The organism is Streptococcus oralis (assembly GCF_024399415.1).
Classification (GTDB): domain Bacteria; phylum Bacillota; class Bacilli; order Lactobacillales; family Streptococcaceae; genus Streptococcus; species Streptococcus oralis_CS.
In genome coordinates this window covers 1,402,485-1,415,915 of sequence record NZ_CP029257.1, presented here as the reverse complement: position 1 = coordinate 1,415,915, position 13,431 = coordinate 1,402,485, and the positions used below count along the sequence as shown (strand labels likewise).

The following is a 13,431-nucleotide window of genomic DNA, read 5'->3' as shown; positions in this document are numbered from 1 at the left end:
TTAATTATCGAATTGAACTTCTTCTAGTAAGTATTCGATAAAGCGTTCGCCCATCTTAGACAGGCTGGTTTTTTCATGCTGGATATAGACTAGTTCAATCGGGTCGTCAATGTCCAGTGGAATGGAAACGATATTGTCTCCGTTGAGGTTGCTGTTCAATATCCCTGTTGCAATGGTGTAACCATCCAAACCAATCAAAAGATTAAAGAGGGTGGCACGGTCACTGACTACGATGGATTTCTTGTGGTGCTCTTGTGAAAGAATCTCCTCTGAAAAGTAGAAGGAGTTGTGCGTCCCCTGGTCGTAACTGAGGTAAGGAAAATCTTCTAAATCAGCCAGTTTGACCTTGTCTTTTTTAGCTAGAGGATTGGTCTTGCTAACAAAGATATGGGGTTGAGCGGTAAAGAGGTGGTGGGCTAAGAGGTGATTGTCATCTAGCATTTTCGTTAAAACATCGCGGTTGTAGCTGTTTAAAAAGAGGACACCGACCTCGCTACGGAAGTTCTTGACGTCATCGATAATCTCCCAAGTCCGAGTTTCACGAAGGAAGAGCTCGTATTTCTCCATATCACTTTTTTTGAGCAGAGAGACAAAGGCATTGACTACAAAGGCATAGTGCTGAGAGGAAACGCTGAAAAGCTCGCGGTGGGCGACAGGATTTTTATAGCGTTCCTCCAGAAGCTGCGTTTGCTCGACAACTTGGCGAGCGTAGGAGAGAAACTCCATCCCATCACGGGTTAAGGTAATGCCCTTGGGATTGCGGATAAAGATTTCAATGCCCATTTCATTTTCCAAGTCTCGAACAGCATTAGAGAGACTGGGTTGGGTGATAAAGAGCTGCTTAGCTGCCTCATTCATAGAGCCAGTTTCGACGATTTTGATAATATAGTGTAGTTGTTGAATTCTCATGTTTTTATTGTACCATACTTGCGGAAGAATGGGCAATGAAGACGAAGAAAATAGGGGGAAAGAGCTGGTCCAGTATTGAAAAAAAGTCTAGAATCTGCTAAAATGGAAGCTATGAAAACATTCTATGATGTGCAGCAATTTCTCAAACAATTTGGCATTATTGTTTACATGGGGAAGCGTTTGTATGATATTGAACTGATGAAGCTCGAACTCTCTCGGATCTATGATGCAGGTCTGATGGACAAGCTAGACTATCTAGAGGCGGAAGCTGTTCTTCGTAGAGAGCACAAGATAGAATTAGACTACATAGAGAAAAATGGAGATAAGAACTTATGACAATTTGGATTGTTTGGGGAATCGTATTAGCGATGGTGGCATGGATGGGGTATAACTACCTTCGTATTCGTCGTGCGGCTAAGATTGTGGATAATGCGGAATTTGAAGACTTGATTCGGAAAGGGCAATTGATTGACGTCCGTGAACCAGCAGAATTTCACAGAAAACATATCCTCGGAGCTCGCAATATTCCTTCAAATCAGTTGAAGTCAAGCCTTGCAGCCCTTCGTAAGGATAAACCTGTCCTTCTCTACGAAAACCAACGCGGACAACGAGTGACCAATGCCGCACTTTATTTGAAAAAACAAGGTTTTTCTGAGATTTATATCCTTTCTTATGGATTGGATTCTTGGAAAGGGAAGATCAAGACAAGCTAACATTCTGTAAAAACTGTCGAATGAGTGATAAAGCTAGCATTTTATGGTATCATCATTTATATTAAATTTAAGGAGATTTTGTAATATGAATTCACAACAAAAGAAAAAACCTTCACTTATTTTAGGTATCTTATCTATCGTCCTTGGTTTGCTATCTCCAATAGTGGGTCTGATTTTGGGGATTATAGGATTGGTCTTGGCTTTTTCATACCAAAAAGAATCTGGACTGGACTATAAAACAGAAAAGATTCTCAATATCGTAGGACTTGTAGTTTCTGTTCTTAATTGGATTCTAGCCATTGCAATCTTTTTTAGATAAGCAAAAACAAAAAAGCTTTAAATTTAAAGCTTTTTTGTTTTATCGACTCATCTCTAAATAGTTTTTAATGATTTCCAATTCCTCTGGATTCAAGGGACGGTATTGCCCTTCTGCTAGTTCTAGGTCTAATGTAAAATAGCCGAACTGGACTCGTTTTAGGGCAGTCACCTTGACACCAACTGATAGAAACATCTTCTTGACTTGATGAAACTTGCCCTCAGAGATAGTGATGGAGGCCCGGCTCTCTGTTGGGCTTGCGGCTAGAATCTCTAGCTTTGCTGGTTTACAAGTGGTCCCGTCTAAAAAGACAATTCCGTCTTTGAATTTTTGGATATGGTCTGACGTGAGCGGTCCGTTGACTTCCACTTGATAAGATTTATCAACATGGTACTGGGGATGAAGGAGTTGAAAACCAAGAGGTCCATTGTCTGTCAAAAGGAGCAGTCCCGTCGTATCGCGGTCTAATCTGCCGACAGCATAGAGCTGGTCAGACTGGATGTCAGGTGGAAGGAGGTCCATGACGGTTGGAAGTTTCTTATCCTTGCTAGCTGTAACGACTCCGTTTGGCTTATGAAGCATGAGGTAGGTGTGCTTGTATCCTTGAATCTGCCGTCCTTGAAAGACTAATTTCTGCAACCAAGTGTCGACATTTTGAGCGAGTGAGCTGGCTGGACAATCATCTACTAGGATTTCTTTTTTTAATAGAGCCTGTTTCATAGCCTTGCGACTGACCTTTTCTTGGGCTAATAATCTATCTAAACGCATACCAGCTTATCTTATCATAAGTCTCTGACTTTGAAAAGAGTTGCCTTGACTAGAAAAGCAGAGTGAAAACATTTACACTTAGCTGAACTGTGATTTTTGAATGAGACTGTGGTATAATTGTTCAGTTAGAAATAAAAATTTAAATATTAGAGGAAATCATGACAAAATTAAGAGAAGATATCCGTAACATTGCGATTATCGCCCACGTTGACCACGGTAAGACAACTCTCGTTGACGAATTATTGAAGCAGTCTGAAACTCTTGATGCACGTACTGAATTGGCAGAGCGCGCTATGGACTCAAACGATATCGAGAAAGAGCGTGGAATTACAATTCTTGCTAAAAATACAGCCGTTGCCTACAACGGAACTCGTATCAATATCATGGACACACCAGGACACGCGGACTTCGGTGGAGAAGTTGAGCGTATCATGAAAATGGTTGACGGTGTTGTCTTGGTCGTAGATGCCTACGAAGGAACCATGCCACAGACTCGTTTCGTATTGAAAAAAGCCTTGGAACAAGACCTTGTCCCAATCGTGGTTGTTAACAAAATCGACAAACCATCAGCTCGTCCAGCAGAAGTAGTAGACGAAGTATTGGAGCTCTTCATTGAGCTTGGTGCAGACGATGACCAGCTTGATTTCCCAGTGGTGTATGCTTCAGCTATCAACGGGACTTCTTCATTGTCAGATGATCCAGCTGATCAAGAAAAAACAATGGCACCAATCTTTGATACCATTATCGACCATATCCCTGCTCCAGTGGACAACTCAGATGAACCTTTGCAGTTCCAAGTCTCACTTTTGGACTACAATGACTTCGTAGGTCGTATCGGTATCGGTCGTGTCTTCCGTGGTAGTGTGAAAGTTGGAGACCAAGTTACCCTTTCTAAACTAGATGGTACAACGAAGAACTTCCGTGTTACAAAACTTTTCGGTTTCTTTGGTTTGGAACGTCGTGAAATCCAAGAAGCCAAAGCAGGTGACTTGATTGCTGTTTCTGGTATGGAAGATATCTTTGTTGGTGAAACCATTACTCCGACAGATGCCATTGAACCTCTTCCAATCCTACACATCGATGAGCCAACTCTTCAAATGACTTTCTTGGTCAACAACTCACCATTTGCAGGTCGTGAAGGAAAATGGGTGACTTCTCGTAAGGTGGAAGAACGCTTGCAAGCAGAATTGCAAACAGACGTTTCCCTACGAGTTGACCCAACGGACTCACCAGATAAATGGACTGTCTCAGGTCGTGGAGAATTGCACTTGTCAATCCTTATCGAAACTATGCGTCGTGAGGGTTATGAACTTCAAGTATCTCGTCCAGAGGTTATTGTAAAAGAAATCGACGGTGTTAAATGTGAGCCATTTGAACGTGTTCAAATCGATACTCCAGAAGAATACCAAGGTTCTGTTATCCAAAGCCTTTCTGAACGTAAGGGTGAAATGTTGGATATGATTTCAACTGGTAATGGTCAAACTCGTTTGGTCTTCCTTGTTCCAGCGCGTGGTTTGATCGGATACTCAACGGAGTTCTTGTCAATGACTCGTGGTTACGGTATCATGAACCATACCTTCGACCAATACTTACCATTGATTCCAGGAGAAATTGGTGGACGTCACCGTGGTGCCCTTGTTTCCATCGATGCTGGTAAGGCTACAACTTACTCAATCATGTCTATCGAAGAACGTGGAACCATCTTTGTCAACCCAGGTACTGAGGTTTACGAAGGAATGATCATTGGCGAAAACTCTCGTGAAAACGACTTGACAGTTAACATCACTAAGGCCAAACAAATGACCAACGTTCGTTCAGCTACTAAGGATCAAACAGCTGTTATCAAGACACCTCGTATCTTGACCCTTGAAGAGTCTCTTGAATTCTTGAATGACGATGAGTACATGGAAGTAACGCCTGAGTCTATCCGTTTGCGTAAACAAATCCTTAACAAGGCAGAGCGTGAGAAAGCCAACAAGAAGAAAAAATCAGCTGAATAAGAGCTAGAAAGAGATAAAGATGGTCTATTTAATCATAGGGATACTCTTATTACTACTCTATGTATTTGCGACACCCCAAAGTATCAAAGGAACAGTCAACATCGTTATCTTGGTCTTTGTAGTTGTTGCACTCTTGATTTTGCTGATGTTGTCCATCTTGCAAATCTTCCAACTACCGACAGAATTCTTTGTCACAATAGCCATGCTTGCCCTTGCCTACTTTAGCTTGAGGGACATTACGCTCATGCCTGAAAAAAAGGGTAAAAGAAGATAAAAGAAAGAGAGCTGCGGCTCTCTTTTTCAATGTCAGAATGAGGGCTAGAGCATTTTCGTTTAGTATTATTTCCATAAAAATGGTAAAATAGTAGGAGTAGAAATGGAGTTTGAGACATGAAAGTAATCGATCAATTTAAAAATAAGAAAGTCCTTGTTTTAGGTTTGGCCAAGTCTGGTGAGTCTGCGGCCCGTTTGTTGGACAAGCTGGGTGCTATTGTGACAGTAAATGACGGCAAGCCTTTTGAGGAAAATCCTGCTGCTCAAAGCTTGCTGGAAGAGGGAATCAAGGTTGTCACTGGTGGGCATCCTTTGGAATTATTGGATGAAGATTTCGCTCTGATGGTGAAAAATCCAGGTATCCCGTATAGCAATCCCATGATTGAAAAGGCATTGGCAAAAGGGATTCCAGTTTTGACTGAGGTGGAATTGGCTTATTTGATTTCAGATGCTCCAATTATCGGTATCACTGGTTCAAATGGGAAAACAACCACAACGACCATGATTGGGGAAGTTTTAACTGCTGCTGGTCAACATGGTCTTTTGTCAGGGAACATCGGCTATCCTGCTAGTCAAGTGGCTCAAACTGCGACAGCCAAGGACACGCTCGTCATGGAACTTTCTTCTTTCCAACTGATGGGTGTCCAAGAATTCCATCCTGAGATTGCGGTTATTACCAACCTCATGCCAACTCATATCGACTATCATGGTTCTTTTGAAGAGTATGTGGCAGCTAAGTGGAATATCCAGAACAAGATGACAGTGGATGATTTCCTTGTATTGAACTTTAACCAAGATTTGGCAAAAGAATTGGCTACCAAAACACAAGCTACCGTTGTACCATTTTCAACACAGGAAAAGGTTGATGGAGCTTATTTGGAAGATGGTCAACTCTACTTCCGTGGAGAAGTGGTGATGCTAGCTAGTGAAATCGGTGTTCCAGGTAGCCACAATGTAGAAAATGCCCTTGCGACCATTGCTGTAGCCAAGCTTCGTGGTGTAGACAACCAAACCATCAGGGAAACTCTTTCAGCCTTTGGTGGTGTCAAACACCGTCTCCAATTTGTGGATGAAATTCAGGGTGTCAAATTCTATAACGATAGCAAGTCAACCAATATCTTGGCTACTCAAAAAGCCTTGTCAGGATTTGACAATAGTAAGGTTATCTTAATTGCAGGTGGTTTGGACCGTGGCAATGAGTTTGACGAATTGGTGCCAGATATTACTGGGCTCAAGAAGATGGTTATCCTCGGTCAGTCTGCAGAACGTGTCAAACGGGCAGCGGATAAGGCTAGTGTGGCTTATGTAGATGCGACAGATATTGCTGATGCGACCCACAAGGCTTATGAGCTCGCGACTCAAGGAGATGTGGTTCTCCTCAGTCCTGCCAATGCTAGCTGGGATATGTATGCTAACTTTGAAGTACGTGGAGATCTTTTCATCGACACAGTAGCGGAGTTAAAGGAATAATATGAAGAAAATTGTCTTTACAGGTGGGGGGACGGTTGGACATGTCACCCTCAACCTTTTGTTAATGCCCAAGTTCATCGAAGACGGCTGGGAAGTTCACTATATTGGTGATAAACACGGGATCGAACACCAAGAAATCCTCAAGTCAGGTTTGAATGTGACCTTCCACTCTATTGCGACTGGGAAGTTGCGTCGCTATTTCTCTTGGCAAAATATGCTGGACGTCTTCAAAGTTGGCTGGGGAATTGTCCAATCCCTCTTTATCATGTTACGACTGCGTCCACAGGCTCTTTTTTCAAAGGGGGGATTTGTCTCTGTACCGCCGGTTATCGCAGCGCGAGTGTCAGGAGTGCCTGTCTTTATTCACGAATCGGACCTGTCTATGGGCTTGGCCAATAAAATTGCCTATAAATTTGCGACCAAGATGTATTCAACCTTTGAGCAAGCTGCTGGTCTCGCAAAAGTCGAGCATGTGGGTGCTGTGACCAAGGTTTCAGACCAAAAAACTCCTGAACCAGATGAATTGGTGGATATCCAAACCCACTTTAATCCTAAATTGCCAACGGTATTATTTGTTGGTGGTTCTGCAGGAGCTCGTGTTTTTAACCAATTAGTGACAGATCATAAGCAAGAACTGACCGAACGCTACAATATTATCAATCTCACTGGAGATTCCAGCCTCAATGAGTTGAGTCAAAATCTCTTTCGTGTTGATTATGTGACAGATCTCTATCAACCCATGATGGAGATGGCAGATGTGGTAGTGACGCGTGGCGGTGCCAATACGATTTTCGAGCTCTTGGCCATGGCGAAACTCCATCTCATCGTACCATTGGGTCGTGAAGCAAGTCGAGGAGACCAGATTGAAAATGCTGCCTACTTTGTTAAGAAAGGCTATGCAGAAGAACTTCAAGAAAGTGACTTGACCTTGAAAAGCTTGGAGGAGAAACTCAGTCACTTGCTTAGTCATAAGGATCAGTACCAAGCTAGCATGAAAGCTTCGACTGAATTGAAATCTCTTGCAGATTTTTACGATCTACTAAGAAAAGACCTATCATAAGGAATATCAATGTCAAAGGATAAGAAAAAAGAATCAAACCAGAAGCAAGAATTGTCTGAATGGCAGAAACGAAACCAGGAATACCTGAAGAAGAAGGCTGAGGAAGAAGCTGCCCTAGCTGAAGAGAAGGAAAAGGAAAAACAAGCTCGTAAGGAAGCCAACTCGAAACTATTGGAGGAATCCAAGAAATCATCGAGTGAGTCAGATGAGGAAGCCTCAAGTCCAAGCAAGGAACCATCCGAAAAAGAAGAAAAATCTCAAAAGGATGACCGGAAAGTCAAAGAGGAAAAAGAGAAGAAGAAAAAAGAAAAACCAGAGAAACCAGAGAAACCAGCCAAGCCTAAAATTGCACCTGTTCATATTTGGCGAGCTGTGAGTATCTTGGTTCCCAGTGTTCTGGTCCTCCTTCTTTCAGTCTATCTATTGACTCCACTTTCGACCATCAAAAATATCGAGGTTAAGGGAAATAGTAACACGCAGGCGGATGACATCAAACAGGCTTCTGGAATTCAAGATAGCGACTATACCTTAGCTCTATTGTTGGATAAGGAAACATACGCTGAGCGAATCAAGTCCAATCATTGGATAGAATCAGCGAAGATTGACTATCAATTTCCGGCTAACTTTACGATTGAGGTTAAGGAATTTGATATTGTCGGTTATTATGTGTCTGGTGAAGAACATTATCCTATTCTTTCTAGTGGTACAGTAGAGTCAACTCCTGTTGATCGCTTAAACTTGCCTGAGACTTATCTGACAGTTACCTTTAACGATGAGCAGCAGGTGAAAGAGCTGATCACAGGATTATCTACTATCAGTGAGGATATCAAGAGTCAAATCCAGAAAATCGAATTAGCGCCGAGCAAGGCAACAGCAGATCTTTTAAAAATTACCATGCTGGATACAGATGAGATTTTGGTTCCCCTATCAGAATTGAGCAAAAAATTGCCTTATTACAGCAAAATCAAGCCACAATTGACAGAACCGAGTGTAGTCGATATGGAAGCTGGAGTATACAGCTATACCATAGCGGATAAATTGATAGAAGAAGCTGAGGAAAAAGCCAAACAAGAGGCCAAGGAAGCTGAGAAGAAAAAACAGGAAGAAGAAAAGGAAAAACAAGAAGAACAGGGAAATCAAAGCCAAACGAGCCAGCAATCACAGAGTCGTTAGACTAACTTTTCCTCTTGATTTTGAATGGTATAGAAGTCCAGTTTCGAGTTTTTGCTTGACAAGTCCTACTATAAATAATAGAATAGAAAAAAACCTTTAAAGCAGTCCAGAGAGGCAGCTAAGGTTAGACGGTGAAAGGGTGGACTCTACCCATTTTTCGTGGAACCTTGCTGTTGGCAGGTTCCTTTTTTCGTGGTTTATTTTTGACCATACTCTCTTGCTCTTAAAGGTAAAAGGAGAAAGGTATGCGCGAATATCGTCCAGTTATTGCTCTTGATTTTCCTAGTTTTGAGGCGGTCAAGGAATTTTTATCTCTTTTCCCGGCAGAAGAAAGTCTTTATCTAAAAGTAGGGATGGAGCTTTATTATGCGGAAGGTCCAGAAGTTGTCCGTTATTTGAAGTCACTGGGGCATAGTGTCTTTTTGGACCTCAAGCTACATGACATTCCCAATACAGTTAAATCTGCCATGAAGGTCTTATCTCAGCTTGGTGTAGACATGACCAATGTTCATGCTGCTGGTGGTGTGGAGATGATGAAGGCTGCACGTGAAGGTCTTGGGACACAAGCCAAATTGATTGCTGTGACCCAGCTTACATCAACGTCGGAAAGCCAGATGCAGGATTTTCAAAATATCCAAACCAGCCTGCAAGAGTCTGTGATTCACTATGCTAAAAAGACAGCTGAAGCAGGCTTGGATGGTGTCGTTTGCTCGGCTCAGGAAGTGCAACTCATCAAGCAGGCTACCAATCCAGATTTTATCTGTTTGACACCAGGAATTCGTCCAGCTGGAGCTGCGGTTGGAGACCAAAAACGTGTCATGACGCCAGCGGATGCTTATAAAATCGGTAGTGACTATATCGTAGTGGGACGTCCTATTACCCAAGCTGAGAATCCTGTTGCAGCTTATCATGCTATCAAGGATGAATGGAACCAAGACAGAAATTAAAGAAATAGATTATAAAAATAAAAGGAGAATACTATGACACTTGCTAAAGATATTGCTAGCCACCTCTTGAAAATTCAGGCAGTTTACCTTAAACCAGAAGAGCCTTTTACTTGGGCATCTGGTATCAAATCGCCGATTTATACTGACAACCGCGTGACTCTGGCTTACCCAGAAACTAGAACCTTGATTGAAAATGGTTTTGTAGATGCTATCAAGACAGCCTTTCCAGAGGTAGAAGTGATTGCAGGAACTGCGACAGCAGGAATTCCACACGGAGCTATCATCGCTGACAAGATGAACTTGCCTTTTGCCTACATCCGCAGCAAACCAAAAGACCATGGAGCAGGCAACCAAATCGAAGGTCGCATAGCTCAGGGGCAAAAGATGGTTATTGTTGAAGATCTCATTTCAACGGGTGGGTCTGTTCTTGAAGCCGTAGCAGCAGCTAAACGCGAAGGAGCAGATGTGCTTGGAGTTGTAGCGATTTTCAGTTATCAATTGCCAAAAGCTGATAAGAATTTTGCGGATGCTGGTGTCAAACTTGTGACGCTTTCTAACTACAGCGAACTCATCCACCTAGCCCAAGAAGAAGGTTACATTACGCCAGAAGGACTTGCTCTCCTAAAACGCTTTAAAGAAGACCAAGAAAATTGGCAAAACGCTTAAAACATAGAAAATCAGGTAGTCACTAGGATTACCTGATTTCTGTTTATTTTCGAAGAGTATTAGTCGACTTTTCCACCTTCAACAACTAGATCATCTGCATTAGCAGCATCACCGTAGGTTGGGTGAAGTGTCTTTTCATAAGCCTTGTGGAAGAAGTTTTCTTTACCAAGTTTTTCGATTTCTTGGTTGATGTAGTCAAGAAGTTCTTGATTACCCTTTTGAACTGCTGGTGCGATGGTATCTGGGTCACCGAGGGAAGTAATTCCTACTTCAAATCCTTTATTTTCGAGAGCCCACGCTAGGACTTCCGTATTGTCAGTAGAGAAGGCATCACCACGTCCGTCAAGAAGGGCTTGGTAGGCGTCGCTATATTGGTCGTATTTTTGGAGTTTTACTTCTGGGTGATTTTTCTCAAAATAAGTTTCAGCAGTCGTTCCTTTCGTAACAATCAAGGTTTTGCCTTCTAATTCTTTAACGTCTTTGATGACTTTATCTTTTGGTGACACAACACCGAGTGATACTTTCATGTAAGGAAGGGCAAAGTCAACTTGTTTCTTACGTTCGTCAGTAACTGTGAAGTTGGCAAGGGTGATATCCACCTTGTTTGAAATCAAGTATTCAGCACGGTTGGCAGCATCGACGGAAACGTATTTAACTTTCACACCAAGGTCTTGTGCCAGTTGGTTCCCAAGTTCAATATCGTAGCCTTGGTAGGAACCGTCGTTGTCAACATAACCAAATGGCTTTTTGTCTCCAAATACGGCGATTCGAAGCTCACCGCTTTTTTTGATTTCGTCGATAGTGCGGGCCTTGGCAGTTGTTTTTCCTGATGAAGCATCAGAGCTTCCACCTGAGCTACAAGCTGTGACAAAGATAAGCGCAAATGCTAGAGCAAAAACAGTTAGAATTGGTTTGAGTAGTTTCATAAAAATCTCCTTTATAGATATGAGCCGAACTGGCTAAAGTCAAAGACGTTTAAAAATTCCTGTGCTCGTTTGGTTTGTGGATTGGTGAAGAATTCCTGAGCCGTTCCTTCTTCAGCAATTTTCCCTTGGTCGAGAAAGATTATCCGATCTGCAATAGCTTGGGCAAACTGCATTTCGTGGGTTACCAGAATCATGGTGCGCCCTTCTTGAGCCAAGTCATTGATGAGTTCCAGAACTTCACGCACCATTTCAGGATCCAGCGAAGCCGTCACTTCGTCAAAGAGGATAATTTCTGGATGCATGAGAAGGGCACGGACAATCGCCACTCGTTGTTTCTGTCCACCAGATAATTGGCGAGCAAAACTGTCTTTTTTATCAAGCAAACCCACACGTTCCAGTAGTTGCAAAGCTTCCGCTGTTACTTCTTTCTTGTCTCGTCCCTGAGCTTTGATAGGGCCTAGGATGAGGTTTTGAAGGACATCTAGGTGAGGAAAGAGTTCATAACTTTGAAAGACCATGCCAATCTTTTGGCGAACCAGATGAAAGTTTTTCTGGTTGCTAATAATGGACTGGCCGTCCAGAAGAATATCCCCAGCCTGTATGGTTTCTAAGCCATTGAGGCAGCGGAGAAGTGTACTTTTCCCGCAACCAGATGGTCCTAGAATGACGACGACTTCCCCCTTTTTGATATCTAGAGAAAGGCCTTGGAGGATGGGATTGTCTCCAAAGGATTTTTTTAAGTCCTTGATTTCTAAAATAGTTTCAGACATTTAGTCCCTCCAATGTTTTTCTAAGTGAGTGGATAGTTTGGAAATAGGAAAACAGACTGCGAAATACAGGACCAGAATGGTTCCATAAATCCAAAAGGAAGCGGTTGGGATGGTCAAGCGATTGCTATCGATGATTTGTTGCCCAACCTTGGTCACTTCCACAACCCCAATCAAGACAACTAAGGAAGTCGTTTTGATCATCCGAGTGACAAGGTTGATGGCTTGTGGTAGTAGTCTTCTCAAGACCTGTGGAATGATAATGTGATAGTAAAGTTGCAAGTTAGTTAAGCCCAGAGCCTGTCCGCTTTCAAACTGATGTTTAGGGAGAGAAGTGATTGCCCCACGAACCAAGTCCCCCATTTCAGCTGTTCCCCAGAGAGTAAAAACGATAATGGCCGAAGTCTCGCCTGAGATGTTGATATTAAAGTTTCGAGCTAAGCCGAAATAAACGATGAAAAGTAGTACCAGCTGGGGCATGATACGGATAAATTCCAGATAAAAGCGTGTTAAAAAACGAATAACTCTAGAATGGGAGGTCATGATGATTCCCATGACTGTTCCGAAAATCATTGATAGAAGGACGGAGAGAATGGAAATTCCAATCGTGACACCCAGCCCTTGTAAGATTCGCAGGAGATTATTTCCCTGAAAGAGTACTTGCATTCCCGAATCCTGCATGGCGGAGCCTCCTTTCTATCCAGCTAAAGACTAGAGAGATGGGTAACAGCATGATCAGGTAAGCAACTACCAACATGGCCAGTGCAATGTCTGTCTCATAATAGAGTCCAATCAAGTCCTTGGCGACGTACATGAGATCGGCTAAGGCTACTGCAGAGAAAACAGAGGTTTCCTTGATGAGGAAAATGACATTGGCACTAAAGGACGGTAGGGCTACCGCAGTCGCTTGCGGAAGAACCACATAGCGAAAGACCTGTACAGGCGTTAGACCAATGGCTAGACCAATCTCGTGCTGGGTTTGACTGACTGCTTCCAGTCCGCTTCTGAAAGATTCAGCCATGTAGGAGCCACCTAAAAAGATGAGCCCAACTGTTGCACAGACTTCTGAAGAAAGAACAATCCCTATTCGGGGAAGCCCGAAGTAGAGGAAGAAGAGCTGAATCAAAAGGGGCGTGTTTCGTGACAATTCGATGTAGGCTGTTGCTAACTGTGAAAAGATAGGAACGCGATAATGACGAATGACACTAACGATTAGACCTACAAGAAAAGAACCCAAAATTCCCCAAACTGCGATATGTAAGGTCAGAAAGAATGCCTTTTGATAGAGTGGTAAATATTGTTCAACAATGGACCAATCCAAAATAGAACCTCCCATCTAGGAATAATATAGCTATTGTAGCACTAAAGGACATGTTTGGATAATATGAATTTTTTATCACAATGATAGAAAATATTTATCATGTCTGTGATTTGAAATTTCCA

The 13,431-nt window shown here is 42.6% G+C and carries 16 protein-coding genes; 10 read left to right on the top strand and 6 right to left on the bottom strand.

Translation table 11 applies throughout. From position 1 onward, the window contains the following. Nucleotides 1-909, bottom strand: coding sequence for a LysR family transcriptional regulator (locus DG474_RS06945; protein ID WP_001222584.1), 909 nt, complete (start codon nucleotides 907-909; stop codon nucleotides 1-3). A gap of 102 nt (nucleotides 910-1,011) precedes the next feature. Here DG474_RS06945 and DG474_RS06940 point away from each other — a divergent pair, with 102 nt between their 5' ends. The 3 genes from DG474_RS06940 (at nucleotide 1,012) to DG474_RS06930 (ending at nucleotide 1,941) form a co-directional block, all read left to right on the top strand. Continuing rightward, a complete protein-coding gene (locus DG474_RS06940) occupies nucleotides 1,012-1,245 on the top strand; it encodes a YqgQ family protein (protein ID WP_044135604.1) in 234 nt (77 codons plus the stop codon). Beyond that, nucleotides 1,242-1,622, top strand: a complete 381-nt coding sequence (locus DG474_RS06935) for a rhodanese-like domain-containing protein (RefSeq protein WP_000158124.1) — start codon at nucleotides 1,242-1,244, stop codon at nucleotides 1,620-1,622. The genes DG474_RS06940 and DG474_RS06935 overlap by 4 nt, the downstream gene beginning before the upstream one ends. Before the next feature lie 85 nt (nucleotides 1,623-1,707). After that, complete coding sequence (locus DG474_RS06930) at nucleotides 1,708-1,941, top strand: hypothetical protein (RefSeq protein WP_049504694.1); 234 nt, start codon at nucleotides 1,708-1,710, stop codon at nucleotides 1,939-1,941. 39 nt (nucleotides 1,942-1,980) lie between these two features. Here the strand turns inward: DG474_RS06930 and DG474_RS06925 are convergent, their stop codons facing one another. Next, on the bottom strand, nucleotides 1,981-2,706 hold the full coding sequence (locus tag DG474_RS06925; protein ID WP_255777798.1) for a 16S rRNA pseudouridine(516) synthase: 726 nt from the start codon (nucleotides 2,704-2,706) through the stop codon (nucleotides 1,981-1,983). A 158-nt stretch (nucleotides 2,707-2,864) separates the two neighbouring features. Here DG474_RS06925 and typA point away from each other — a divergent pair, with 158 nt between their 5' ends. The 7 genes from typA (at nucleotide 2,865) to pyrE (ending at nucleotide 10,295) form a co-directional block, all read left to right on the top strand. Further along, nucleotides 2,865-4,706, top strand: a complete 1,842-nt coding sequence (typA, locus tag DG474_RS06920) for a translational GTPase TypA (RefSeq protein WP_000164116.1) — start codon at nucleotides 2,865-2,867, stop codon at nucleotides 4,704-4,706. Between the two features lie 19 nt (nucleotides 4,707-4,725). Further along, on the top strand, nucleotides 4,726-4,980 hold the full coding sequence (locus tag DG474_RS06915; RefSeq protein ID WP_045590746.1) for a DUF3165 family protein: 255 nt from the start codon (nucleotides 4,726-4,728) through the stop codon (nucleotides 4,978-4,980). 116 nt (nucleotides 4,981-5,096) lie between these two features. Continuing rightward, entirely contained in the window at nucleotides 5,097-6,449 is a 1,353-nt protein-coding gene (gene murD, locus DG474_RS06910) for a UDP-N-acetylmuramoyl-L-alanine--D-glutamate ligase (protein ID WP_255777787.1), read from the top strand. 1 nt (nucleotide 6,450) lies between these two features. Continuing rightward, the gene (locus tag DG474_RS06905) at nucleotides 6,451-7,509 is read left to right on the top strand and encodes a UDP-N-acetylglucosamine--N-acetylmuramyl-(pentapeptide) pyrophosphoryl-undecaprenol N-acetylglucosamine transferase (RefSeq protein WP_255777786.1); all 1,059 of its coding nucleotides are present in this window, start codon (nucleotides 6,451-6,453) and stop codon (nucleotides 7,507-7,509) included. A 9-nt stretch (nucleotides 7,510-7,518) separates the two neighbouring features. Then, nucleotides 7,519-8,682 (top strand): cell division protein FtsQ/DivIB, encoded by a 1,164-nt coding sequence (locus tag DG474_RS06900; protein WP_255777784.1) that lies wholly within the window; start codon nucleotides 7,519-7,521, stop codon nucleotides 8,680-8,682. Nucleotides 8,683-8,927: 245 nt separating this feature from the next. Continuing rightward, a complete protein-coding gene (pyrF, locus tag DG474_RS06895; RefSeq protein ID WP_049477923.1) occupies nucleotides 8,928-9,629 on the top strand; it encodes an orotidine-5'-phosphate decarboxylase in 702 nt (233 codons plus the stop codon). 33 nt (nucleotides 9,630-9,662) lie between these two features. Further along, nucleotides 9,663-10,295, top strand: coding sequence for an orotate phosphoribosyltransferase (pyrE, locus tag DG474_RS06890; protein WP_255777782.1), 633 nt, complete (start codon nucleotides 9,663-9,665; stop codon nucleotides 10,293-10,295). A gap of 59 nt (nucleotides 10,296-10,354) precedes the next feature. Here the strand turns inward: pyrE and DG474_RS06885 are convergent, their stop codons facing one another. Genes DG474_RS06885 through DG474_RS06870 form a run of 4 tightly spaced genes read right to left on the bottom strand, consistent with a single transcriptional unit; the run spans nucleotide 10,355 to nucleotide 13,309 of the window. After that, a complete protein-coding gene (locus DG474_RS06885; RefSeq protein WP_044021106.1) occupies nucleotides 10,355-11,221 on the bottom strand; it encodes a cysteine ABC transporter substrate-binding protein in 867 nt (288 codons plus the stop codon). 11 nt (nucleotides 11,222-11,232) lie between these two features. Then, complete coding sequence (locus DG474_RS06880; RefSeq protein ID WP_255777781.1) at nucleotides 11,233-11,991, bottom strand: amino acid ABC transporter ATP-binding protein; 759 nt, start codon at nucleotides 11,989-11,991, stop codon at nucleotides 11,233-11,235. Further along, complete coding sequence (locus tag DG474_RS06875) at nucleotides 11,992-12,669, bottom strand: amino acid ABC transporter permease (protein ID WP_255777779.1); 678 nt, start codon at nucleotides 12,667-12,669, stop codon at nucleotides 11,992-11,994. Beyond that, nucleotides 12,629-13,309: an amino acid ABC transporter permease gene (locus tag DG474_RS06870; RefSeq protein WP_000384102.1), complete on the bottom strand. Its 681-nt coding sequence runs from the start codon at nucleotides 13,307-13,309 to the stop codon at nucleotides 12,629-12,631. The genes DG474_RS06875 and DG474_RS06870 overlap by 41 nt, the downstream gene beginning before the upstream one ends. Between the last annotated feature and the right edge of the window lie 122 nt (nucleotides 13,310-13,431).